Below are 25106 nucleotides of genomic sequence, written 5' to 3' on the forward strand. Positions count from 1 at the left end.
CATGACTGCATTTGCTCAGGATGCAGGCGCGACACTCTCGCCATCCGGCTCAAGGCCCAACAGGAAGACCCCTGCCCTGTCGGCTTCCGCTATAGCTTGCGCACGATCAAGCACCAGCGCGCGACCGGCCTCCACGGCGATACCGCCGAGGCCTGCCGCCGCCGCGGCACGCACCGTTTCCGGCCCGATTGACGGCAGATCGGCACGAAGATCCTGTTGTGGCTTGCACAGTTTGACAAGCACACCGCGACGCTTGCGCGATATCCGCCCGCTTTCCCGCATGGTGCGGACCCGTTCCAGCATCTGATCGGTCCCCTCGGCACCCTCAAGCGCAACAACGCGCCCGCCAACACTGACGGCGCCCTGACCAATATCCATGACGCCAATGACGCGGGCAGCCTCAGCCGCTGCGTGGATGTCTGCCTCGCCCGCGCGGTCTGGTTCCACTCTCCCTAACACACCCGACGTAGCCAGCAAATCGCCCGCAATCGCCTGCGCGGCGATGACTGCGAAACCATGACGCTCGAAAAGATCGATCACCATGCGCAGCACCTTGTCATCACCACCGCTTTTCAGTTTCTTGAAAATCGACGGAAGGGACAGAAAAACACGCGCGGTCGGCCGAAAACTAAGAAGTTCCGGCCGTGCCGTTACACCGCCGGACAGTACAACATTTTTGATTTTGCGCTTTTGCAATGCCGAGACCACCGGCTGAAATCCGCCGATATGGGCTTCCATATGGTCAAAGCCCGACCAGTCATTACCGCCCTCGCCCTTCAGCTGAACGATGAATGGCGGCGCACCGGTCTGGCGCGCGGCTTCGGCAACACAAAACGGCAGACGGCCGCTTCCGGCGATGATCGCGACCGGTTCCTTCGGAGAAACCGCCGCCGCGCTCACGCCTGACTGCCCCGCCGCCGCGATCCCGGCGTCGTCAAAGCCCGCTCGTTGTCCCGATCCAAAATGAAATCAACGATTTCGCGAGCGCCACCGTCGATACCGTCAGCGCCTTCGCGGAGAGCGCGGGCATTTTCCAGAACAGTGCCCTCGGCAAAAATTGACTGATAGGCCCGGCGGACAGCATGAAGGTCACTGCGGCTCATGCCGGAGCGCTGCATGCCAACCACATTGAGCCCGCCCATAAAGGCCGGGTTGTCGACGACCATGGCGTAGGGAATGACATCATTCACGACACCGGCCAGTCCGCCGATAAATGCCTGGCGGCCAATCTGAACAAACTGGTGGATTGCCGCCCCGCCACTGAGAATGACCCGGTCATGGACAATGGCATGGCCGCCAACCATGACATTGTTGGACAGGATGACATTGTTGCCGATCCTGCAATCGTGGCCGACATGAGAATTGGCCAGGAACCAGCTGTCATGGCCGACAATAGTCTCACCACCGCCGTGTGACGAACCGGTATTAACGGTTACACCTTCGCGAAAAACACAGTTATCGCCAACGTAAAGCCGGGTCTCGCTGCCATCATGCCGCACACTCTGCGGCGCGCCGCCGATAACGGCCATGGGAAAGACCTGGCAGCCTGCACCGAGGCGGGTCATACCTTCAACGACGGCATGGTGCAGAAGCTTCACATTGTCGCCAAGCTCTACATTTGCGCCAACATAGCAAAATGCGCCAATCTCGGCATTCTCACCAATGACGGCTCCGTCTTCGACAATCGCGTTTCTGTCGATCTTCGCGGAGCTGGCAATTCTGGTCATTCTTCGTCCTTGCGAACCATCATAGCGCCGATGTCGGCTTCGGCAACGAGCTGGCCGTCTACAGTTGCCTCGCAGTGGAATTTCCACACCCGCCGACGCTGTTTCTGTTTGACGACCTTATAATGCACCTGATCTCCGGGCACCACAGGCTTGCGGAATCGCGCATTGTCGATCGTCATGAAGTATACGAGGTTGTCGATTTCGTTGGCCCTGTGAGCACAAATCGCACCTGCAGTCTGCGCCATTCCCTCGACAAGAAGAACGCCGGGCATGATCGGTAAATCCGGGAAATGTCCCTGAAAATGCGGCTCGTTGGCCGTCACGTTCTTGATCCCGACCGCGCTGTCATCGCCATCAATCTCGATGATGCGGTCTACCAGCAGAAACGGGTAACGGTGAGGCAGAAACTTCATGATTTCCAGAAGATCCAGCGACCCCAACGTTTCTTTCGTCTTTTCACTCACCTTTTTTGTCTCCCGATTTCGCTGACTTCCGTGTAATCTCCGCCACGTCTCTCAGATAGTTCCGGATTGGCCTTGCTGGGTTCCCCCCGATTCGGGCCCCAGCTGGCACTGACGTCATCACACCACTTTTGCCGGCAATTTGCGCGCCGCTACCAATCTCAATATGTCCGTTAATCCCGGTCTGCCCGCCGATCATCACACCATCACCAATCTTGGTGCTACCAGCGACGCCGGCCTGACTGACGATACCGCAATGCCGGCCGATCTGAACATTATGGCCGATCTGGACAAGATTATCGATCTTGGTTCCCTCGCCAATCACGGTATCATCCATCGCACCGCGGTCGATCGTGCTATTCGCACCGATCTCGACATAGTCCTGAATAATAACCCTGCCGATCTGCGGCAGTTTGACCATACCCGTCGGCGAAGGCGCGTACCCGAACCCGTCCTGGCCGATCCGCACACCGGGATGGATGATCACATTATTTCCAAGCAAAGCGTGCGATACCGAAACATGCGACCCGATTGTCGAATTCCGACCGATCTTCACGTCCGCGCCGATCACCGCGCCACTCAATATCCGTGTCCCGGCGCCAATTACGGCACGCGCACCGATGACAGCGAACGGTGATATCTCGACGCTCTTCTCTATCAGTGCAGTTTCATCGATTTCTGCCTGCGGGGAAATCCCCGGCTGCCGGCTCAACTCCCGCTGCGGGCGCATGGCCGCCGGATAAAGCAGTGCGGCGGCACGCGCAAAAGCCCACTGAGGTGCTTCAGAAACCAGCGCAGGGACATCCGAAGGAATATAGGATTTCAGTGCAGGTGCACAAATGATCGCTGCAGCCCGACAAGTCTGCAAAGCCTCGATATTGTTTTTGGAAAGAATATAACAAATATCGTAGGGCCCAGCCCGATAGATCGGGGCGATCGCCTCAACCATCCGATCACCAACATCGGGCCTGCTCAAGACGGATTCAATGCGCGCAGCCAATTCGTCGAGACGAATTGGCTGCCGTGCACCGAAAAACTGGTTCTGATCCATGAGTTCTCTCCAGAACAGCTTCGATAATAGTTCTGGAAAGTACTATCAGAACGTGTTGGCAATTCCGAACCGGAAACGCTGGGTTTCGTCGAAGTCTTCCTTCGCGAACGGAATGGCGTAGTCGAACCTCAGATCGCCAAATGGCGAATTCCAGATCAGACCAACACCACCGGAAGCACGGAGGGAGAAATCAGTTCCCTCAATAGCCGTACCAGCCAGTTCAACAGCGTTACCCCAGGCGGAACCGGCGTCAACATAGGCCGCGCCACGCAGGCTGATATCTTCGGGAAGGCCGGGAAGCGGGAAGTTGGCTTCAGCCGAGATCGTCGAATAATACTGCGAGCCAAGCGCGTCGCCCTGCTGAACCGTGCGCGGCCCCAGACCGTTCTGCTTGAAACCGCGAATTTCCTGACCGCCGATCGTGAACTGGTCGAACACGTTCAAAGTGCTGTCAAACGGCGTAACGGCACCACCCCGCGCAGTCAACGAACCGATAATGTCGGCCTGATCGGAGATCATCTGGTACCAGCGAACTTTACCGGTTATCGCATAGTAGTGCGAATCACCGCCAAGGCCAGCCACAGTGTTGCTCAGATTGGCCAGAACGCCCTCACGCGGCTGCTGGTAGTTATCAACAGTCGAAAAATCGAAGGACTGCTCAACCGACGACACCGTCCACGGGCTGCCATCGATAAGGTTCTGGAAGATCGGCGAGAGATTGTTGGGGTTCTGCCAGTCGCCCGTCCCACCATATTCGAACTGCTGATAGACGTATTTCAGCGTTGAGGTCAAATCGTCGGTCAGCGGGGCCGTCAGACGCAAGTCACCTGCCGTTTCGGCATAGGTGTAGTAATCCTGCGAGGCCGAATAGGCACGATACAGGTCGAAACCAGCAGCCACGCGATAGCCGAGGAAGAAGGGCTCGGTGAAGCTGAAGTTATAAATCTGCGAGTCATTATCACCCAGACCGGCCGATGCGCGAACAAACTGGCCACGGCCGAGGAAGTTGCGCTCCTGCACAGAAAGTTCGATCACCAGAGAATCGCCTTCGGCGTCATAACCGGCGCCGACAGAGAACGAGCCAGTCGGCTCATCGGTCACGTCAACAACAAGAACCACACGATCCGGCGCGCTGCCCGGCTGTGTCGCGATATTGACGTCGCTGAAATAACCGAGCGCTTCAAGCCGACGCTTGGTGGCGGCAATCATCTCGCGGTTATACGCATCACCTTCGGCGAGTTCGAACTCGCGGCGAATCACATAGTCGCGCGTACGGGTGTTGCCGACGATATCAATACGTTCGATATAAGCCTTCACACCCTGATCGATCTCGTAGTTCACCGAGAACGTATCATTACCGAAGTTACGATCGCCGCGCGGATTGACCTGCGCAAAGGGATACCCCTGCGAGGAAACCGAAGCCGCAATCGACTCTGCCGTCTTCTGAACGTTATCGGCGTCGTAAACCTTGCCGGTCTTCGTTTTTATATCGCGCTGCAACGGTCCAACATCGACACCTTCAACAGAGGTCGAGACGCCGATATCGCCGAAGCTATAACGATCCCCTTCGGAAATGGTGAAGCTTACGGAGTAGGAATTGTCTTCCTCATCATAGTCAACATCGGTGGAGATCAGCCGGTAGTCCGGGAACCCATGATTGTTGTAGAACTCACGCAGCAGCACTTCGTCGTGACGCAGCTTGTCCGGATTGTAGATATCCTTGCGCGTCAGGAAAGAGAGCGGAGTCGAGCGCTTGGTCGAGATCACCGAGGCAAGACGGGCATCACCAAAGGTGTTATTGCCCTCGAAGTTGATTTTCCGGGTCTTGGTACGGCCACCTTCATCGATCACAAAGGCAACGTTGATTCGGTTATCCTGCACCGTTGCCGTCTCGATCTGAACATCGACATCAGCACGACCGATCTGAGAATAGGCATCCTTGATACGCTGAGCATCAAGCTGCGCCTGCGCTTCATTATACGGACCAAGAGAACGCAGCTGAACGACACCCTCAAGTTTCTTGTCGTTGACCTTGCGGTTGCCGTTGAACACAACCTGGTTGATCATCTGGTTTTCAGTCACATCCACCACCAGGGTGGAGCCGGAGACCGACATCTTGACGTCCGAGAAATAGCCGGAGCTATAGAGATTACGGATAGACTGATTGATATCAGCATCCGTAAAGCTCTTGCCGGGCTTGATCGACAATTTCGACTTTATCGCATCGGCGCCGGTCTGCCCGGCTCCTTTCACGACAATATTGCTCACAACGGCGGCGTATGCGCTCGTGGGGACAGCAACGGCGGCAACCACGCCCCCGGAAACGGCGACTGCCAACGAAAGCGCCGCACCTGAAACTGTGTTCAACAATCTTGAACCGGCCATGCTAGTATCTACCCTTTATGATCGCTCAATATCAGCGTTTTTATAGGCACTGTGATCTTTTGTTCTAAAGACTTCACGCCCCCACGCAATAGAAAGCCTTCCGACAAATGCAACTTCCGCCCCGAGCGTGGCCAAATCGCCACGTTCTTTTGGTTTTATGGTAAACGGAAGGCTGCGGCAGTCAGACATTTCACTTCTAAGCGTTTCCTATCATCTCCCGCGCCAAAGGCAAGGCCACAATCGCATACTCGCGCATCATCGACAAGATGATCCCCGGAATGCGTTAATTGAACAGTCTCAAAGGGTTAAATTCGGGCTATTCAGCCCAGACGACCAATCGTGTCATTCCAGGTTGCGAAAACCATCAGCGCCACAACAAAGAACAGGCCGACACGGAATGCAAACTCCTGAACGCGCTCAGACAGCGGACGGCCACGCACCGCCTCGATGGCGTAGAACATCAGATGCCCTCCATCGAGCATGGGAACCGGCAACAGGTTAAACAGCCCGACGGAGACCGAGAGAATCGCAGCAAAATTGGCGAAGGCCACGATGCCAAGCGACGCCATCTGCCCCGCCATCGTGGCGACACGCACAGGTCCGCCAATCTGATCGGCCTTCATACGGCCAGCAAAAACACTGGTGATATAGTCGTAAGTGCTGACCGCAATGTGCCAGCTCTGCAGGGCGCCCTGCCCGACCGCCTCCAGGGGCTGATAGCGCTCGACCCGGAAATTGCTCGAGATCACGCGTACCTACAACGCCGATCCGTCCCAGCTCCATCTCGTTTCCGAACTGGTCCTGATCCTCAATGCGCTCCGGCACCACAGTGAGAGCAAGCGGCGCGCCGTCACGTTCGACAGTCAGTTCGACGGGAACGCCCGGCCGGACGCTGATATAGCGCACCACAGCATCAAAGCTCCCGACCTTCTGGCCGTCCAGCGCAACCATGATATCGCCAGGCTGAACACCGGCTGCCGCTGCGGGGCTGTCTGCGACAACTTCTCCGACGACGGGGTCGGAAACACCACGGCCGTAAACGGAGAAAATCACCGCAAAGATGGCAATCGCGAGCAGGAAGTTTGCAATCGGGCCGGCCGCGACGGTCAGTGACCGTTTCCACAGCGCCGCGCCGTTAAATGTCTTCGCCCGTTCTTCCGGCGACATCGCGTCAACGCCAGCGAAATCCGGCTTGCTGGCCGCATCCTCGTCGCCGTAGAAGCGGACATAACCGCCCAGCGGGATGGCACAGACCTTCCAGCGCGTGCCGTGCTTGTCCGTCCGCCCCGCAAGTTCAGGCCCGAAGCCGAGCGAGAATGCCAAAATGCGAATGCCGCACCAGCGCGCAACCAGATAGTGCCCAAGCTCGTGGAAAAACACGAGAAAGGAGATCGCCACCAGAAAGGCGACGATCATTCCTGGCGCGTTGGTAAATCCGATACCCAAACTCAAGCTCCTTGAACTGCCGGCAAAACGGCCAGACCGCTCCACCGGAAAAGCACGGTCCCGACACTGTCACCTGCCCCGAAAAGCATGGCGCAATAGGCCATCATAAACATCGCGAATGCGGCGGCGACAAGTCCGTCAACACGATCCATCACACCGCCATGCCCGGGAATCAGGTGGCTGGAATCCTTCGCCCCACACCTGCGCTTCAGGGCGGATTCAAACAGGTCTCCGGCCTGACTGACGGCCGAGAGGACCAGCGCAAGCAGCGCCAGAATCACCGAAGGGTGACCGCCATAAGCAGCGCAGAGGCCAAGCGCGGCAGCAACGCCGAAAAAGGCGCCGCCAGCAGCACCGGACCACGTCTTGCCCGGTGAAATCGAGGGCGCGAGCTTCGGCCCGCCAATAGCCCGTCCAACGAAATAAGCCATGATGTCCGTGGACCAGACGACGGCGAAAATGAAAAGCGTGGTGTAAAGTCCGGCTGCGCCACCCTGCCTGATCGCAGCAAGTGCGACCATGGCTGCGCCGGCATAAAGGAGCGCGCCGCCGAACCAGAACGGAACCGGCTTGTTCCGGCCGTAGATATAAGCTGCGGCCGAGGCTGCAACCGTCAGCATCAGAGCGGCAGCAAACAATTCGAGGAACGTCAGAATCGCTGCGGCGATCATGACCGCCCAGCCCGCCAGCAGGACCGTTACCGCTTCCCCACGCGCCGCAGGTGAACGCGCTTGGCTCATGGCCAGCCATTCGTAAAAAACCAGAAGTCCGATACCGACGGACAACAGCAGAAAGGCGGCGCCACCAAACCACGTCGCCGTCAGGACGGCAGCCGCGAGAATCACGCCAGAAATCAGCCGCAGCTTCAGTTCGCGTCCCATCAAGAACCCGTCATCGCAGAAGCTGGCTCGTCGACACCGCCAAACCGGCGTGTTCGCCGTGCATATTCCCGCAGCGCTTCATCAAACATGTCCCGAGAGAACTCCGGCCACAGGCAGGGCAGGAACACCAGTTCGGAATAGGCTGACTGCCACATCAGAAAATTCGAGAGCCGCTGCTCGCCGCTTGTTCGGATGATAAGGTCAGGATCGGGAATACCGGCGGTATCGAGACGGCCGGAGATCAACGCCTCATTGATCTCATCGGGGGATATCCGGCCATCAACCGCCTCGCGCGCAAGCGCCACTGCCGCACGTGCGATCTCGGCCCTGGACCCGTAATTCACAGCGACTACAACATGAAGTCCTGTGTTTCCACGGGTCAGATGCTCGGCCGCCTCCAGGGCACCAAGCACTTTCGGACCCAGCCCTTCGCGTTCACCAATCATCTGAAAACGCATATTTTGCGCGTGATAGTTCTGCAGCTCACGATGGATGAAGATCGAGATCAGCTCCATGATGTCGCTGACTTCATCCTTGGGCCGTTTCCAGTTCTCCGAAGAGAATGCGAAAAGCGTCAGATACCGGATACCGGACAACCGTGCAGCTTCGACCGTGCGGCGCACGGCCTCCACACCCTTACGATGACCAAAAATACGCTTCAGCCCGCGACCGCTGGCCCATCGGCCATTGCCGTCCATAATAATGGCAACGTGGTCCGGCTTTGCAGGATCTGCGAATGACGTCATGTTGCTGCTCAAATTCTTGAAAAAAATCAGGTTTAAAATTAGACCTGCATGATTTCTTTTTCTTTCTCCGCAAGCAAGTGGTCAATGCGAGAAATTGTGCCATCCGTCATTTTCTGAACCTCATCGGAAAGCGAGCGGCTGTCATCCTGGCTGATATCGCCGTCCTTTTCAGCCTTTTTCAGCGCGTCCATGCCGTCGCGGCGGACGTGACGGATCGCAACCTTGGCCTTTTCGGCATATTCATGGGCAACCTTGACCAGCGAACGGCGGCGCTCCTCGTTCAGCTCTGGCAGTGGAATGCGCAGGTTCTGGCCATCCATGATCGGGTTGAGGCCGAGATGCGATTCGCGGATTGCACGGTCGACCGCGCTGACCATGCCCTTGTCCCAGACATTGACCGAAAGCATACGCGATTCCGGCACAGTGATATTGGAGACCTGGTTGAGCGGAACTTTCGAGCCGTAGGCTTCAACCTGAACCGGATCCAGAATATTGGCGGACGCACGTCCGGTCCGAAGCGATGTGATATCGCCCACAAATGCGTTAACGGCGCCTTCCATGCGGCGCTCGAGATCTTTCATGTCAGTTGCATCGCTCATCATCATTCTCCCGTCTTGCGCCTGACCCGACCTCGGGCCGTGGCGCCGTCATTATTCATCTGTTACGATCGTCTTGCAGCCGCCGCCTGCCATGATCTGCCCGAAGCCGCCGCTTTCGTGAATTGAAAACACGATAATCGGAATATTGTTCTCACGCGCTACGGCAACGGCGGCGACATCCATCACCTGGAGGCCGCGTTCCAGCACCTGACTATGCGTCAGCGCCTCAAAACGTGTGGCGTCGGGGTCTTTCTTGGGATCTGCGGAATAGATACCGTCAACCTGGGTTCCCTTGAAAATCGCCTCGGCGCCAATTTCCGCGGCCCTGAGCGCCGCAGCAGAATCGGTCGTAAAGAACGGGTTGCCCGTGCCGCCGGCGAAGATCACCACCTTGCCCGCATCCATGTGGGTGCGCGTGGCTCGCTGGGAAAACGACTGGCAGATCTCCGGCATGGCGATCGCCGACAGCACGACCGTATCCACATCCATCTTGCGCAGCGAGGTCGCCAGCGCCAGTGCGTTGATCACCGTGCCGAGCATGCCCATGTGATCACCGGTCACGCGCTCGCCCCCCTTGGAGGCCACCGCAACGCCGCGGAAAATATTGCCGCCGCCCACCACGATCCCGATTTCGACGCCCATGGCGCGCACCTCGGCGATATCGGATGCAATGCGATCGGCAACATTGACATCGATGCCGAAACCCTGATTGCCCATAAGGGCCTCGCCTGAAACCTTCAGCAAAACGCGTTTGAAAATCGGATTCGTCAAAGCCGCAATCTCCTAAAATGCAATGCCATCCGGATACACGAAGGGCGCCGCAATGTCACGCGGCGCCCTTCAAATTACCAGCCGTTAAGGCAATCAGCCCTTGGCGGTTGCGGCAACTTCGGCAGCGAAGTCGCTCTCTTCCTTTTCGACGCCTTCACCGAGCGCGAGACGAGCAATCGCCGCGACCTTGATCGGCGCTCCCGCTTCCTTCTCGGCTTCCTTGACGGCAGCTTCGACCGTCAGGTCGGGATTGATGACGAAGGACTGCGAGAGAAGAGCCACTTCCTCGAAGAACTTGCGCATACGCCCTTCAACCATCTTCTCGGCAATGTTTGCGGGTTTGCCGGATTCCTTGGCCTGCTCCAGGAACACTGCACGTTCGCGGTCAGCAACGTCCTTGTCGACTTCATCCGCACGCACGGCGAGCGGGTTGGTCGCGGCAACATGCATAGCAACCTGGCGGCCAATCGCAGCCAGAACAGCCTTGTCACCGTCCGATTCAAGCGCGACCAGAACGCCGAGCTTGCCAAGTCCGTCGGCTACGGAATTATGCACATAGCTGGCGACAACACCCGAGCCGACCGAAAGCTTGGCGGCGCGGCGCAGCGTCATGTTCTCGCCAATCGTGCCGATGGCATCCGTGATGCTGTCGGCAACGCTCTTGCCGGTTGCCGGGTAGGTCGCGGCGCCGATGGCGTCGACCGAACCATCGGTGGAAAGCGCAACATTGGCAATGCCGGAAACCATGGTCTGGAAGGCTTCGTTGCGGGCAACGAAGTCGGTTTCGGAGTTGACTTCAACGACAACGGCTTCCGTGCCCTCTTGGGCGACGCCGATCAGACCTTCGGCAGCCGTGCGGCCCGACTTCTTGTCAGCCTTGGAAATGCCCTTGGCGCGCAGCCAGTCAACGGCCGCATCCATATCGCCGTCGGTTTCGGTCAGCGCCTTCTTGCAGTCCATCATGCCTGCGCCGCTCTTTTCGCGCAGTTCCTTCACCATTGCAGCCGTAATCGTGCTCATAACTTGCCTCTCGTCCATTCGCTGGGCGGCGCTTGTCGCATCAAAGCGCGGCCTGTCGGGCAACGAAGTGTACCCATACTATGACAGGGTGATGAAAACCAAACCCTTGCGACCGACCGATGCGGTCCGCCGTCTTCAATTCTTGCAGGAAACGCACCGGGGACACCGATGCGCTTCTAAAGCTTCAGCCCTTGGGAACCGCGCCATGCGCGCTGAACCGGTGACCGGGCCGCATTCTGCGGGCTGCGGACGAACCGCAGCCCTGACGCTAGTGGCCTATTCTGCCGGCTTTTCAGCAGACGCGTCTTCGGCCGGCTTTTCAGCCGGAACTTCTGCCTCTGCTTCAATCGCGATCTCGGCCGGTGCTTCCGAAGCGGCACCGAGGTCGACGCCCTGCGCACCCTGCTGGCGGGCGATGCCATCAATGGCAGCACGCGAAATCAGGTCACAATAAAGGGCAATTGCGCGCGATGCGTCGTCATTGCCGGGGATCGGGTAATCGACTTCGTCCGGATCGCAGTTTGAATCGACGATCGCAACAACCGGAATGCCAAGGCGCTTGGCCTCATCAATGGCAATCTTTTCCTTGTTGGTGTCGATGATGACGATAAGGTCAGGAACGCCGCCCATATCGCGGATACCGCCGAGTGCACGATCGAGCTTTTCACGTTCGCGGTCGAGGTTCAGGCGCTCCTTCTTGGTGAAGCCCTGTGCATCATTGGCGAGGATTTCGTCGAGCTTGCGCAAACGCTGGATCGAGTTCGAAATCGTGCGCCAGTTGGTCAGCATACCGCCGAGCCAGCGTGCATTGACGTAGTACTGGGCCGAACGCTGTGCGCTGTCGGCGACAATTTCCGACGCCTGGCGCTTGGTGCCAACAATCAGAACGCGGCCGTTGCGGGCAACGGTGTCGGAAATAACCTGCAGCGCGCGCGACAGCATCGGAACCGTCTGCGCTAGATCCATAATGTGGATGTTGTTGCGGTCGCCAAAGATGTAGGGTTTCATCTTCGGGTTCCAGCGGTGGGTCTGGTGACCAAAATGCACGCCTGCTTCAAGCAGCTGGCGCATCGTAAAATCGGGCAATGCCATGCCTTAACTCCTTTTCCGGTTGAACCTCCGCAAGCCTGAGACCAGACGCGAAAAGCGCCTGACACCGGCGGAACATTCCGGATTTCTCCCGGAACATCCCATGGCCTACGTGTGGAATGGTGGCGCGATACCCCGTTTTTCACCAAATTGCAAGAGGCGCGCGTTCAAGTGAACGGCAGCCCGGTGCTGTTCTGCCCGGTTTAAGCCGTTACGGCTTCGAAGAGAGCGTATCCGATGTCGCTCCACATAACGTGGGCTCCAACGGCTCCAACGTCGTCAACTCACCGGCCATCTTGAAATCACCGAAGTCCATCAGGATATCACGGCTGACGCCATTCTCGGAAAGCAACATCGAGATCGTGTAGTCCGGCATCTCGTCGCCCGACACGTCGCCGGTGGGAAAATAGGCGGTCGTGACCGGCCAGCTCAGCCTGTCGTCAGCCGCCGCAGCACGGCCGCCGATCAGCGTGACAGCGCGCATTGCCTCATCGCCTGAGCCGTCGAACGAAATGGCCTCATAGGCACGCCGACCATCTTTTGCAGCGGCAATCACATTGGCCAAATATTCGGTTGGAAACTCGGCGTCTTCGATTTCGAGCGACAGCCCCTCGTCGCCGCCAAGCGTGAGCGAAAGCGCATGCGTGTCGGTACGCCGCGCCTCTCCCACAGTTTCAGACTGTAGCGCGAAATCAGAAAACAGCGTGTTTGAAAAAGCAAAGGCGCCGTCCTCCTCGAAAGAAGACGACACCTGGTCGGTAACCAGCGCGTCATTTTCGCGGGCGATATCGGTCACCATCCGCATTTCGGTCACATAACCGGCACAGTCACTGCCGGTGAACGAATAGACGAACCGGCCATGAAGCCCCTCAATGCCTGATTGCGCCGATGCCCAGTCAAGCGAAAGCCTGTAGACCGCGCGGTGCGGCTCAAGGGATACGTTAGCAGCCAATGGCCCGGCTGAAGAACCAGTGGCCTGCACGCCTACCGCCAGAAAGGTCCAGAAAATTCTCGTCGCTGCTATCGACCGCATTCACATTCCCCTTGGTTTTGGTAATCAAGTGTATAGAAATGTCGCCGTTCTGCCAATTGTTGTTACATTCCCTTACCTAAGCCCGGAGCCGGATATGTCCGATACCGTTTCAGATCGCCTGAAAGCCCTCTCCATTACACTTCCCGCAGCCTCTGCTCCCGCAGCCAACTACCTTCCCTTTACAAAAACCGAAAACCTGCTGTTCATCTCCGGGCAATTGCCGACGGAAAACGGCAAGGTGGTCGCCACCGGCCGTCTCGGTACGGACGTTTCCCTTGAAGACGGCCAGAAGGCAGCGCGCGCCTGCGCCATCAATATCATCGCCCAGATCAATGCCGCACTCGATGGCGATCTTGAACGGGTCAAGCGGATCCTGAAGCTTTCGGGCTTTGTTGCCTCCGCACCGGATTTCACCGACCAGCACCTTGTCATCAACGGCGCTTCCGATCTCATAGCAGAGGTCTTCGGCGAGGCGGGCAAGCACAGCCGTGCCGCTGTCGGCATGGCCGCACTACCGCTCAACGCCGCAGTCGAAATCGATGCGATCGTGGAGATCGCGTAGTGTCACGTCTTGAATGGCTGACGGCCCGGCCGATCGCGCACCGCGGCTACCACGACATGAACGGTGCGGTATGGGAAAACACCATGCCTGCCTTTGAGCGGGCCATCGCGAATGACTTTGCAATTGAATGCGACATCCGTCTTTCTGCCGATGGCGAGGTCATCGTGTTTCACGATGACGATCTGCAAAGGCTTTGTGGGCGCAGCGACACGATCGAAGCACTTGCAGCCAGTGAAATAGACACGGTGCGCGTCGGCACCGCGGATGCCACCATCCCGCGGCTCCGCACATTGCTGGCGGCGACAAGAGGCCGTGTTCCGCTGGTTATCGAACTGAAATCCGGCCCGACGGACCCGGACCTGTTCGCCGCAGCGGTGATCGCCGAAATCAAGGACTATACCGGCCCTCTCGCACTGATGAGCTTTGATGTTACGCTGCTGTCCGCGCTCAAGCACGCTGGCGCCACCTGCCCGCTCGGGCTGACGGCACAAGGCCATGATGCGAAGACGTTCAACGCCCATCGCGAAACGATGGCGATCGGCCTTGATTTTGTCTCCTATTATTATGATGATCTGCCCAACGACTTCGTCGCGGGCCTGCGCGACGCCGGCGTGCCGGTGATCACCTGGACCGCTCGCAATGAACGTGCCCGCCAGATCACATTCCAATATGCCGACCAGATGACGTTCGAAGGGTTCACACCCGCGTGACTGACCGGCGACGAGAGTTCTGTTGAGCGAAAACCTGCAAATCCGGATCGAAAACAGCTTCTCTGACATTCCGCAAACGGAGTGGGACAGGCTCGTCGGCGTTCGTCCGGGCCTCGACGGCGCGGGCTATAATCCGTTTCTTTCCCACGCCTATCTTTCGTCGCTGGAACAGTCGGGCTCGGCATGCGCCGAAACCGGCTGGCTCGGCCATCACCTCCTGCTGGAAACAGAGGATGGCAGGCTGATCGGCGCCCTACCCTGCTATCTGAAGAACCACAGTCAGGGCGAATATGTATTCGACTATGGCTGGGCAGATGCTTTCGAGCGTGCCGGCGGACGGTATTATCCGAAGCTTCAGGCCTCGCTGCCGTTTACGCCGGCAACGGGTCCCCATCTCTTGGTGCGCGAAGGCTATGACCGGGCCACGGTGCAAAAGGTTCTGGCCGATGCGCTGATCACTGTCAGCAACCGCCTCGACGTCTCCTCAGCCCATGTCACCTTCGTGCCGGAGGATGAGACGACGGTCTTCGATGAAGCCGGATACCTGCACCGCACCGACCAGCAGTTTCACTTTCTCAATCAGGGCTATAGCCGCTACGACGACTTCCTTGAGACACTCGCGTCACGCAAGCGCAAGGCGCTGAAGAAGGAGCGCCGGGTGGCGCTGGAAGCCGGTATAACCATCGACTGGCTGACCGGCGATGAGCTGGCCGAGGACATCTGGGATCAGTTCTTCACCTTCTACATGGATACCGGCAGCCGCAAATGGGGCCAGCCCTATCTGACGCGTGAATTCTATACGCTGATCGGCCAGCGCATGGCGCGCGATATTCTTCTGGTGATGGCAAAACGCGACGGGCGTTATATCGCCGGTGCGATCAACTTCATCGGTTCCGATGCGCTTTTCGGCCGCCACTGGGGCTGCCTCGAGGATCACCGTTTCCTGCATTTCGAGGTCTGCTACCATCAGGCCATCGATTTCGCCATTGCCAACAATCTCAAACGCGTCGAGGCCGGCGCCCAGGGCGAGCACAAGCTGGCGCGTGGCTATGTTCCCGTTACCACCCATTCCGCGCACTACATTACCCATGAAGGACTGCGTAACGCCGTGGCCGAATTTCTCGTTCAAGAACGGGAAGACGTTGCACATTTCAATGATATCCTGAGCGCTCACGCACCCTACAAAAAGGGTGAATGAGGCCGCCGGCAACAAGGGAGTAAAAAACAATGGCAGACGAAACGCACATTGCCGAATATGAGGACGACAACATCTTCGCCAAGATCCTGCGCGGCGAAATCCCGGCCACCGGGCTCTACGAAGACGATAACGTCGTCGCCATCATGGACGTGATGCCGCAGGCGCCGGGGCATGTTCTGGTCATTCCGCGAAAAGCGTCGCGCAACCTGCTCGATGCCGATCCTGTTGTGATCGGCAAGGCCATGGCGGTGGTCCAGAAGATGGCGCAGGCGGTGAAAGCCGCGTTTGACGCCGATGGAGTCTTCGTTGCCCAATTCAACGAACCGGCCGCCGGCCAGACCGTTTTTCACCTGCACTTTCACGTCATCCCCCGCCATGAAAGCATTGATTTAAAAAGGCACTCTGACGGGATGGAAGATCCTGAAGTCCTGGCGGAAAATGCGGACAAGATCCGCAAATATCTCTGAAAGCTGGCTCTACAAAGACTGTTCCAACATCACGATATCGGCCTTGTCGCCCAGCTCACTTCGGGCAATGTCGACAAGGCTTTTCTCGTGGGTGAACAGGATGGTCTGGATATCCCCGCCAAGGCCTGCGAGCGCGTTCAGACCGGCTGCGCTGCGCGCGTCGTCGAAGGTTTGAAAGATATCATCGACAATCAGCGGTGAAGGCTCGTTACGGCTGGCATAGTCTTCGAGAAAGGCAAGGCGCAGCGCCAAATAGAGCTGGTCGCGGGTGCCATCGCTCAAACCGCCGACCGGCACGTCTTCGCCTTCCGCGCGCACGGCAGACAGCACAAGCGTGTCCTGCTCTCCATAGGCCTGCTTCAGCCCCTCGAAGGAACCGCGCGTGAGTGTGCGGAAATGATTGCCGGCAGCGGCGAGGATTGGATCAGCGTGCCCTTGGCGATAACGTTCCAGCGCGCCGTCCAGCAGGCGGCCGGCGAGCTTCAGAACAACCCATTCCCGGGCAAGCGTACGCGCCTCGGCCTCGGCGGCGACGCGGGCAAAGGCGGCAGTTTCAGCGCTCTCACCCTGTGCCATGGCCTCCTTGCGATGGCGGCAAGCGATACGCCGGTCACGCAGGCCTTCCAGCGCCTCATTATCCTCAAGCTGATCGGAGGTGAGCGTTTCAAGCTCCTGCCGGCAAGCGGTGACATCGAGCCCCTTGGCAAGCATGCGCGTATCGGCCTCGTTGGCCCCCGCGCTGCCCTCGTCGAAACGTCGCCGCGCCTCCCGCAGCTCCGCACGCAAAGCCGCCCGACGCTCGAGCCGTTCGGCAAGCCCTTCAATGCCGACACCTTCCGGCAGCGTCGCCTCGATTTCGCCGGTCCGGGCTTCACAAGCCCCCTGCTCGATCTGAAGCGCGGCAAGTTCGCGTTCGAGGGCCGCGGCGGTCTCCACCAGCGTTTCGCGGCGTGCAGCGCGGGTCGCATGGGTTTCGACGCGTCCTGCCAGACGACGAACGATCTCGTTTGGCACATCCGACGCAATATCCGGCGCCACCGTCTCGGCAAGCGCGCGGGCTTCGGCTTCGAAACGTGCAATCAGCGTCTCGTCATTTGCCGTTTCGCGCGATAACCGCTCACGGGTGGCCAACAGCGGCGGAACCCGCACCCAGACGGCGAGCGCGGCACGTGCCGCAGCCAGACCGGTGCCTTCAGGCAGACCGAAGCGAACGAGCACTGCCGCATAACGCTCTTCGAAATCTGCTTTTCGTGCCTCAAGACCGGCAAGCTCGGCCTTTCGCGCCTCTATCGCCTGCCGGGCCGCCAAGCGTTGACCTTCCCGTTCGCGTGCGCCCGACCATCGTTCGGAAAGCCTGTTCAGCGCTGTCTCGATCTGCCGGGACAATGCGATGGCGGGCATATCCGCATCGGCACCCATGTCGCGCGCCAGCGCTGAAACCGCGGGCTGCAGTTCGCCCTGCAAGCGCTGCAAGAGGCCATGCTTGTCTTTAAGCAACAACAGCGCTTCCCGCTCAAGGAGAAGGGCATCCACGGAGCGCAGCCATTCGAGCATCTCCTCCGGCGCGCCGGGCTCGATTGCGAGCCGCGCGAAAACGGCGCGGTACTCGGCATGGGCAAGGTCAAGCGCGGATGCGGCTTCGCCGCAATGCTGCGTCATTGTCTCGTGGCTCTGCCGTGTTTCCTCCAGCCGCTTTACGGCCTCAGCATGGCGGGCAACGCGTTCGGCATCGTCGAGCGCGCTGTCAGCCAGGAGGTCGGCCGCCTCTACCGCTTCCGCGTATGGCTGCGCCGGCAGCTTGGCGTCAGCGAAGGAGCGAAACAAGCTGTCGCGATGCGCCCGTGCCTCCAAAATGGCCTCGCGTGTCGGAACGCGACCGCTGTCACCATCGGCGTCAAGCAATTTGCCGAGCCGTGCTTCCTCATCGGCAAGGTCAAGCAGCGCATTCTTGCATGTCTCATGGGCCTTCACTGCTGCTGTAACCTGATCGCGGTGCCTGCGCAGCTCCACAGCTGTCGGCAAATCCGCCCGGGTCAACGTGAAGATATCGGCTATCGCCGGACGCAGTCCGGCAGCGGAACCGGAAAGAGACCGTTCCTTTTGCGCGATTTCGGTTTCAAGTGCCTCGATATCCCCAAGGCGAACAATGTCCGGTCGCAGCGCCTCATAGCGGCGGCGCAGTGGCGCCGGGTCGACAAGATGTCCTTCTCCGGCTTCGTTCTCCAGTGCGTCAAGCATCTGTCGGCTCTCAGACAGCGCCTTTTCCGCGGCAGCCTTGTCCTGCGCGAGCGCTGTACCTTCTTCGATAAGCTGCTCAAGGTCTGCCCGCAACATCGCGTTCGGACTATTTTTTTCAAGCGCTGCGACCGATGACAGACCGAGCATTTCTGCCTGGGCTGCAAGCTCCGCTGTGACCTCATCCAGCTCCTGCCGACGTGACGGCAGTATCTCGACAGCCTGCCTGTAAAGCCCCCTCTCAACACCGAGACGCGAGACATCACCCCGCTTTTCAAGCAGCGCGTAGTCGACCTCCAGCGCCTCCAGGTCCCGCAGGTGCACCCCGTGCCGATCGCCCTTTTCCGCAATCAGCGCCTGCAGGCGTTTGCTTTCCATTTCCAAAGCCGCAAGCGCCGTGCCGGTCTCCGCAGCGACATCGGCGATGTCCTCCAGTTCAGCCAATGCCCCGGCCGAGCGATCGATCTCGAGCAACAGACCACGCAGACGCTGCAGGCGCTCCAACTCCTCAATGCGGGCGGCCCGCTTGCTGCGGCGCTCCTGAACGACCGCGAGCGCCTCATCGATCTCGCGTTCTTCCTTCAGCAGCGCCTTCCAGTCGCTGGCGTTGAGTTCCAGCGCGCGCTCGGCCTTTCGGGCCTCGGCGTGCCTTTCTATCGCCTGATTGAAACGCAGACTTTTTGCGCGGGGGCGATAGATCTGATCGGCATCGTTCGAGAGTGCCTGACCTACGGTACGCAGGCCGGTTAAACCGGAAGCCGCCGAGAACAACATCTGTCCGATCTCACCATCCCCTGCAATCATCTCGTCACCACCGGCACGCAAGCGCACCGAGTCCAAGCCAAATGCCCGTTCGAATACCGCTTGCTCCATGGTGCCGAGAAAAGGTGCAAGTGCATCGTCGTTCAGGGATTGATCTTCGGTTGGAACAAGCAGGGTATTCTTGTCCCCGCGCTTACGGCGAAAATGCAGCCTTTGTCCCGCATCGTTCTGGATTTCAGCACCAAGGCGAAGATCACGCGCTTGATGTATGAAATCATAACTTATCTTTCTCTTGGGAAACCCGAAGAGCAGATCAGAAAAGGCGGAAAGTGCCGAGGACTTTCCGGCCTCGTTCGGACCATAGACGATGTGCAGCGCGGCGTCAGACCGGAAAGGAAGGAGACGATCGGAGAAATGGCCGTAGCGGATGAGTTCGAGCGAAAGGAAGCGCATGCGTCAGCCCCCCGATCCGAGACGAGCGGCCAGAATGGCGCGGGCTTCAGCGAGAATGGCTGAGGGCGCTTCGCCAAGCGGCTCGTCGCTTGCGCCGATGCCGCCAGGCAGTTTGTTCTTGATTTCCTCGATCAGCGCATCCAGCTCCTGCATCATTTCGTTCTCGGCGGCAATGGCGTCGATCATGCGCTCGATATCAAGCGTAGTCTCATCATCACTTTGCGGTCGCGCGTCCTCAGGCGGCTGAAGGTCGATCACAAGCTTCTCAAGCCAGAGCTCGGCATGAACCCGCTGCAGGGCGGCTTGCAGGTCGTCGTGCCAGTCACCGCGCGCCGCGCTGAAATGGGCCGACGCTTGATGCATGCCCTCAAGGCGTAACCGCAATGCGATGGGTCGTTGGTCGGCCGCTTCCGCAAAATCGCGCGCCGCATGTTCAACCAGGCCAAGGATATCGCCATCGCGCATGTCGGGTGTCACGGTCATTGTCAGTGTCTCGAACCGGGCGCAGTCCAGCATCACCCGCTCATAGCGCGTATAACCGTCCGCGACGGTGACCAGCACGGCGCCCTTGGGCCCGGTTTCGCGAATATTGCGGCCCTGCAGATTGCCGGGATAGATCGTCAGCGGATCGGTTGAGACCGCCTCGAAGGCATGGACATGGCCAAGCGCCCAGTAATCATAGCCGCGCGAGGCCAGATCAGCGACCGAGCACGGCGCGTACACCGCATGCGGCGGGCGACCGGACAGAGAGGTGTGCAGCACGCCGATGTTGAAATGCCCGGGCACGGCAGGCGGATAGGAAAGCGCCAGATTATCGGCCGCCACGCGCTCGGCAAAACCCTGGCCGTGGAGCGCCACCTTCAGCTCGTCCAGAACGAAGGTTTCCGGCTTGCGCGTGGAGAACTCATGAACGCCTTCCGGCATTTCAATGGTGCGGGTGACAATGCTCTCGGCATCATGATTGCCACGCAGGAAATAGACCGGAATGCCGGCGCGCGACAGCCGCGCGATTTCGCGGTTGAAGAACAGGCCGATATGATTGTCCTTCCAGGCACCGTCATAAACATCACCGGCAATCACCAGAAAATCCACCTTTTCGACGAGCGCATATTCGATCAGGGCTGAAAAGGCGGCGCGTCCGGCAGCGGCGAAGCGTTCCGCCATCTGCCGGTCCTTCAGCATCAGGCCGGAAAGCGGACTTCCCAGATGCAGATCGGCGGCATGAATGAAGCGGAATGAAGTCACAAATCACGTTTCCCTGTTTTGTCTTCGGCCTTCGAAGGGTAAAAGACGTGAAGGCATATATTACAAGCCCAAAGGCGCCGGTCCGGCGCTTTGTCCTGTCCGCATCATCAGGGCGGGAATCAGAAATTCACCGGAGTAAAGCATGCATTATCACAATTTCGGACGCACCGGACGACCAGTATCCAATATCGGCTTCGGCGCCTGGCAGATCGGCGGCTCATGGGGATCCGTCAGCGAGGAAGACGGCCGTGCAGCCCTCAACGCGGCGCTTGATGCCGGCATCAACTTCATCGACACAGCTGACGTTTATGGCGATGGCCGCTCGGAAAAGATCATCGCCGACGTGCTCGCAGACCGCGGCGGCGAAAAGCCTTTCGTTGCCACCAAGGCCGGCCGCCGGCTCAATCCGCACACGGCAGACGGCTACAACCGCGAAAACCTGGAAGGCTTCATCGACCGCAGCCTGAAGAACCTGAAGCTGGAATGCCTCGATCTGGTGCAGCTCCACTGCCCGCCGACCGAAGCCTTCTACCGGCCAGAAGTGTTCGAGGCGCTTGATGCGATCAAGGACAAGGGCAAGATCGCCAATTACGGCGTCAGCGTCGAGAAGGTCGAGGAAGCGCTGAAGGCGATCGAATATCCGGGCGTTGCCAGCGTTCAGATCATCTACAACATCTTCCGCCAGCGCCCGGCCTCGCTGTTCCTGCCCGAGGCGAAGCGGAAGAATATCGCCGTCATCGTGCGTGTTCCGCTCGCCTCCGGGCTTCTCTCGGGCAAGATCACCCGCGATACCCAGTTTGACAAGGAAGACCACCGCAACTTCAATCGTTCGGGAGAAGCCTTCGATGTTGGCGAGACCTTTGCCGGCGTCCCCTTCGAGATCGCGCTCGATGCGGTAGAGGAGGTGCGCAAACATGTGCCGGGCGGCGAAACCATGGCGGCCTTCGCGCTGCGCTGGATCCTGATGAACGAGGCAGTGACCGTCGCCATTCCGGGTGCGCGTAACGCAGAGCAGGCCAACGGCAATGCCCGCGCCTCCGATCTTCCGGTGATCGGCGCCGATGTGATGGCGGCGATGGAGGAAATCTACCGCAACCGTATCGCGCCCCACGTCCATCAGCGCTGGTAGGGCGAAAATACCAAGGACGGAGTCATTCGCGTGACCCCGTCCTTTGCCGCCAGTGTTCCCAATTGACACCGAACAGCCGCCGAGTTCCACAGAAGGGATGAGCACGGGGTCGCCCGGAAAATCGAAAGGCGGAGCGCTTCGCGCTCCGCCTTTTTCAATTCATCATTCGGATCAAATCACCCAGCTTCCGAAACCCGTGTCAGAGCGACGGCGAGCTGTTCGCGCTGGGCCTTCAGTTCCGCAAAGCGTTCTCGTTCGGTTTCGACCACTTCCGGATCGGCATTGGCGATGAACTTCTCGTTGTCGAGCTTCTTGGCCGAACGTTCGATGTCCTTGTCGACCTTGCCGATAGCCTTCTCCAGGCGCGCGGTTTCGGCGGCAACGTCGATCAGACTTCCGAGCGGAATACAGGCGGTGGCCTCGCCGATGATCACCTGGGCGGAACCCTTTGGCGCGACCTTCTCGAAATCGAGCAGAATCGACACGGGCCAGACGCTCGATCGCCGGATAGTGCCGGCCACTGCGTTCGCGGGTCTTCGAATTTGCGCCGACAAAGATCAGCGGCGCCTTGGCCGACGGTGGCACGTTCATTTCCGAACGGGCGGAACGGATGCCGGAAACAAGGTCGACCAGCCAGTTGATTTCGTCGGCGGCCTCCTCGTCACGATAAAGCGGCACATGCCAGTCAGCGTGGCAGAGCAGCCCCTGACCACCGACATGGGTCCAGAGTTCCTCGGTCATGAACGGCATGAACGGGTGCAGAAGCTTGTAAGTTTCGGAAAGGACATAGGCAACGCAGGCCTGTGCCTCGGCCTTGGCGGCCACATCCTCGCCCATGAACACAGGCTTGAGAAGTTCCAGATACCAGTCGCAGAGCTCGTGCCATACGAAGTGATAAAGAGCGCCCGCCGCCTCATTGAAACGGTAGGATTCGATCGCCCGCGTCGCTTCCTCGGCCGTCTTCGAAAGCTCGGTCAGGATCCAGCGATTGATCGTCTGCGTCGCCTGCTCGGGACGGAACGCGCTGTCGAACGTCATGCCGTTCATCTCGGCAAAACGCGTGGCGTTCCACAGCTTGGTGCCGAAATTGCGGTAACCGGCGATGCGGCTGGTATCGAGCTTCACGTCGCGGCCCTGCGCCGCCATGATGGCGAGGGTGAAACGCAGGGCATCGGCGCCATACTCGTCAATCAGATCGAGCGGGTTGATCACATTGCCCTTCGACTTCGACATTTTCTGACCGTTCTTGTCCCGCACCAGCGCGTGGACATAGACGGTGTGGAACGGCTCGATCGGGTTGCCGTTCTCGTCCTTCATGAAGTGCAACGAGATCCATCATCATCCGCGCGACCCAGAAGAAGATGATGTCAAAACCGGTGACCAGAACGCTCGTCGGATAGTAGCGCGCCAGTTCCTCGGTTTTTTCCGGCCAGCCAAGCGTGGAGAATGGCCAGAGGCCGGAGGAGAACCAGGTGTCGAGCACATCCTCGTCACGCGTCAGGATATTGCCGGGCTCGTAGTTCTCGAGCTGCTCCTCGACCCAGGCTTTCCACGGGCCTTCGTGGGAAATGTAGTGCTGGATGGCGGCTTCCAGCGCTTCTTCCTCGGTCTTTTCGACAAAGATGGAGCCGTCCGGACCATACCATGCCGGAATCTGGTGTCCCCACCAGAGCTGGCGTGAAATGCACCAGGGCTCGATATTTTCCATCCACTCGAAATAGGTTTTTTCCCAGTTCTTCGGCACGAACTTGGTGCGGCCTTCCTTCACCGAGGCGATTGCCGGCTCGGCAAGCGTCTTGGCATCGGCGAACCACTGGTCGGTCAGCATCGGCTCGATGACCACACCGGAGCGGTCGCCGAAGGGCTGCATGATCTTCTTGTTCTCGACGAAGGGGATCTCGACGCCCTCTTCATCCATGACGGTAACGGCAAGCCCATCGGCATTGATCGCATCAACAATGCGCTTGCGCGCCTCATGGCGGTCAAGCCCGCGATATTCGTCGGGCACGAGATTGATGTCATCGACGTCGGCTTCGCTCGGCAGTTCACCCGACTTCGCGATTTCCATGGCCTGTTTGGCGCAGGTCGCATAGGGTTCGCCATCCTCGCGCAGCGCTGCCTTTTCGTTCATCAGGCGGTAAAGCGGGATGTGGTTGCGGCGGGCAACCTGGTAGTCGTTGAAATCATGGGCACCAGTGATCTTGACCGCACCGGAACCGAAATCCGGGTCCGGGTGTTCATCGGTGATGATCGGGATCAGGCGGCGATGCTCTTTTGGTCCAACCGGAATTTCGCAGAATTTTCCAATGATTGACGCATAACGCTCGTCCGAAGGGTGAACGGCGACCGCGCCGTCGCCCAGCATGGTTTCCGGACGCGTGGTGGCAATCGATATGTAATCCCGCTGCTCTTCGAAGGTGACGTTTCCGTCCTCGTCCTTCTCGACATAGGTATAGGTCTCGCCGCCGGCCAGTGGATACTTGAAGTGCCACATATGGCCGTCGACTTCCTTGTTCTCGACTTCGAGATCAGAAATCGCGGTTTCAAACTGGGGGTCCCAGTTGACCAGCCGCTTGCCGCGGTAGATCAGACCGTGCTTGTAGAGTGAGACAAAGACTTCGAGAACGGCTTCGGAAAGCCCCTCATCCATGGTGAAACGTTCGCGTGACCAGTCGCAGGAAGCACCGAGGCGCTTCAACTGGTTGAGGATCTGGCCGCCGGATTCGTCCTTCCATTCCCAGACCTTGTCGATGAAGGTCTCGCGGCCCAGATCACGACGCCCGGGCAGCTGCTTTTCAGCCAATTGACGCTCGACCACCATCTGCGTAGCAATGCCGGCATGGTCCATGCCTGGCTGCCACAGCGTATCCTTGCCGCGCATGCGCTCGAAGCGCATCAGAATATCCTGCAGCGTGTTGTTGAGCGCGTGGCCCATATGCAGCGAGCCGGTCACATTCGGCGGCGGTATCACAATGCTGAAAGACTCCGCCCCCGGCTTTGCATTGGCACCCGCGCGGAAGGCATCTGCTTCTTCCCAACGACGTGCAATTTTGGGTTCGACACTCGTGGCGTCATAAGTCTTTTCAAGCATTTCCGAGCCAATTCCTGCTTTGAAAGAAACATAAAGGCCGCCGCC

Annotated in this window: 19 protein-coding genes and 2 pseudogenes; 5 read left to right on the forward strand and 16 right to left on the reverse strand. The window is 59.0% G+C overall.

Annotated elements, in window-relative coordinates:
* Positions 1-15: 15 nt before the first annotated feature.
* The 13 genes and pseudogenes from AC0L7L_RS08905 to AC0L7L_RS08965 all read right to left on the reverse strand — a co-directional run bounded on the left by AC0L7L_RS08905 (position 16) and on the right by AC0L7L_RS08965 (position 13209).
* Positions 16-900: an LpxI family protein gene (locus AC0L7L_RS08905; protein WP_272211490.1), complete on the reverse strand. Its 885-nt coding sequence runs from the start codon at positions 898-900 to the stop codon at positions 16-18.
* Positions 897-1727: an acyl-ACP--UDP-N-acetylglucosamine O-acyltransferase gene (gene lpxA, locus AC0L7L_RS08910; protein ID WP_473513440.1), complete on the reverse strand. Its 831-nt coding sequence runs from the start codon at positions 1725-1727 to the stop codon at positions 897-899. Before lpxA ends, AC0L7L_RS08905 begins: the two co-directional genes overlap by 4 nt.
* Complete coding sequence (gene fabZ, locus AC0L7L_RS08915; RefSeq protein WP_272211493.1) at positions 1724-2191, reverse strand: 3-hydroxyacyl-ACP dehydratase FabZ; 468 nt, start codon at positions 2189-2191, stop codon at positions 1724-1726. Before fabZ ends, lpxA begins: the two co-directional genes overlap by 4 nt.
* A complete protein-coding gene (gene lpxD / locus AC0L7L_RS08920; protein ID WP_473513442.1) occupies positions 2184-3239 on the reverse strand; it encodes a UDP-3-O-(3-hydroxymyristoyl)glucosamine N-acyltransferase in 1056 nt (351 codons plus the stop codon). Before lpxD ends, fabZ begins: the two co-directional genes overlap by 8 nt.
* A 45-nt stretch (positions 3240-3284) precedes the next feature.
* Complete coding sequence (gene bamA, locus AC0L7L_RS08925; RefSeq protein WP_473513444.1) at positions 3285-5624, reverse strand: outer membrane protein assembly factor BamA; 2340 nt, start codon at positions 5622-5624, stop codon at positions 3285-3287.
* A 320-nt stretch (positions 5625-5944) separates the two neighbouring features.
* Positions 5945-7040, reverse strand: a pseudogene (gene rseP / locus AC0L7L_RS08930) (RIP metalloprotease RseP).
* Positions 7041-7072: 32 nt separating this feature from the next.
* Positions 7073-7951: a phosphatidate cytidylyltransferase gene (locus AC0L7L_RS08935; RefSeq protein ID WP_473513446.1), complete on the reverse strand. Its 879-nt coding sequence runs from the start codon at positions 7949-7951 to the stop codon at positions 7073-7075.
* The gene (locus tag AC0L7L_RS08940; RefSeq protein WP_272211499.1) at positions 7951-8697 is read right to left on the reverse strand and encodes an isoprenyl transferase; all 747 of its coding nucleotides are present in this window, start codon (positions 8695-8697) and stop codon (positions 7951-7953) included. Before AC0L7L_RS08940 ends, AC0L7L_RS08935 begins: the two co-directional genes overlap by 1 nt.
* A gap of 38 nt (positions 8698-8735) precedes the next feature.
* A complete protein-coding gene (gene frr, locus AC0L7L_RS08945) occupies positions 8736-9296 on the reverse strand; it encodes a ribosome recycling factor (RefSeq protein ID WP_473513448.1) in 561 nt (186 codons plus the stop codon).
* Between the two features lie 51 nt (positions 9297-9347).
* Positions 9348-10067 carry a UMP kinase gene (gene pyrH, locus AC0L7L_RS08950; protein WP_473513450.1) on the reverse strand — a complete coding sequence of 240 codons (720 nt, stop codon included), beginning with the start codon at positions 10065-10067 and terminating at the stop codon, positions 9348-9350.
* Between the two features lie 93 nt (positions 10068-10160).
* The gene (gene tsf / locus AC0L7L_RS08955; protein ID WP_473513452.1) at positions 10161-11087 is read right to left on the reverse strand and encodes a translation elongation factor Ts; all 927 of its coding nucleotides are present in this window, start codon (positions 11085-11087) and stop codon (positions 10161-10163) included.
* A 276-nt stretch (positions 11088-11363) separates the two neighbouring features.
* Positions 11364-12179, reverse strand: coding sequence for a 30S ribosomal protein S2 (gene rpsB / locus AC0L7L_RS08960; RefSeq protein ID WP_334312916.1), 816 nt, complete (start codon positions 12177-12179; stop codon positions 11364-11366).
* Between the two features lie 208 nt (positions 12180-12387).
* Complete coding sequence (locus AC0L7L_RS08965; protein ID WP_473513454.1) at positions 12388-13209, reverse strand: EipB family protein; 822 nt, start codon at positions 13207-13209, stop codon at positions 12388-12390.
* 94 nt (positions 13210-13303) lie between these two features.
* Here AC0L7L_RS08965 and AC0L7L_RS08970 point away from each other — a divergent pair, with 94 nt between their 5' ends.
* Genes AC0L7L_RS08970 through AC0L7L_RS08985 form a run of 4 tightly spaced genes read left to right on the forward strand, consistent with a single transcriptional unit; the run spans position 13304 to position 16146 of the window.
* Positions 13304-13771 (forward strand): RidA family protein, encoded by a 468-nt coding sequence (locus AC0L7L_RS08970; RefSeq protein ID WP_272211506.1) that lies wholly within the window; start codon positions 13304-13306, stop codon positions 13769-13771.
* The gene (locus tag AC0L7L_RS08975; protein WP_272211507.1) at positions 13771-14481 is read left to right on the forward strand and encodes a glycerophosphodiester phosphodiesterase family protein; all 711 of its coding nucleotides are present in this window, start codon (positions 13771-13773) and stop codon (positions 14479-14481) included. The genes AC0L7L_RS08970 and AC0L7L_RS08975 overlap by 1 nt, the downstream gene beginning before the upstream one ends.
* Before the next feature lie 22 nt (positions 14482-14503).
* Positions 14504-15679: a GNAT family N-acetyltransferase gene (locus tag AC0L7L_RS08980; protein ID WP_473513457.1), complete on the forward strand. Its 1176-nt coding sequence runs from the start codon at positions 14504-14506 to the stop codon at positions 15677-15679.
* Between the two features lie 29 nt (positions 15680-15708).
* Positions 15709-16146, forward strand: a complete 438-nt coding sequence (locus tag AC0L7L_RS08985) for an HIT family protein (protein WP_473513459.1) — start codon at positions 15709-15711, stop codon at positions 16144-16146.
* Positions 16147-16155: 9 nt separating this feature from the next.
* Here the strand turns inward: AC0L7L_RS08985 and AC0L7L_RS08990 are convergent, their stop codons facing one another.
* Together AC0L7L_RS08990 and AC0L7L_RS08995 are read right to left on the reverse strand one after the other, a co-directional pair.
* The gene (locus tag AC0L7L_RS08990) at positions 16156-19596 is read right to left on the reverse strand and encodes an ATP-binding protein (protein WP_473513461.1); all 3441 of its coding nucleotides are present in this window, start codon (positions 19594-19596) and stop codon (positions 16156-16158) included.
* A 3-nt stretch (positions 19597-19599) separates the two neighbouring features.
* Positions 19600-20841 carry a metallophosphoesterase family protein gene (locus tag AC0L7L_RS08995; RefSeq protein WP_473513463.1) on the reverse strand — a complete coding sequence of 414 codons (1242 nt, stop codon included), beginning with the start codon at positions 20839-20841 and terminating at the stop codon, positions 19600-19602.
* Positions 20842-20983: 142 nt separating this feature from the next.
* Between AC0L7L_RS08995 and AC0L7L_RS09000 the strand changes: the two genes are divergently transcribed.
* Positions 20984-21970, forward strand: a complete 987-nt coding sequence (locus AC0L7L_RS09000) for an aldo/keto reductase (RefSeq protein ID WP_272211513.1) — start codon at positions 20984-20986, stop codon at positions 21968-21970.
* Between the two features lie 176 nt (positions 21971-22146).
* Here AC0L7L_RS09000 and AC0L7L_RS09005 read toward each other — a convergent pair.
* Positions 22147-25061: pseudogene (locus AC0L7L_RS09005) on the reverse strand (valine--tRNA ligase).
* Between the last annotated feature and the right edge of the window lie 45 nt (positions 25062-25106).

It is taken from the genome of Martelella sp. K41-7 (assembly GCF_055808365.1).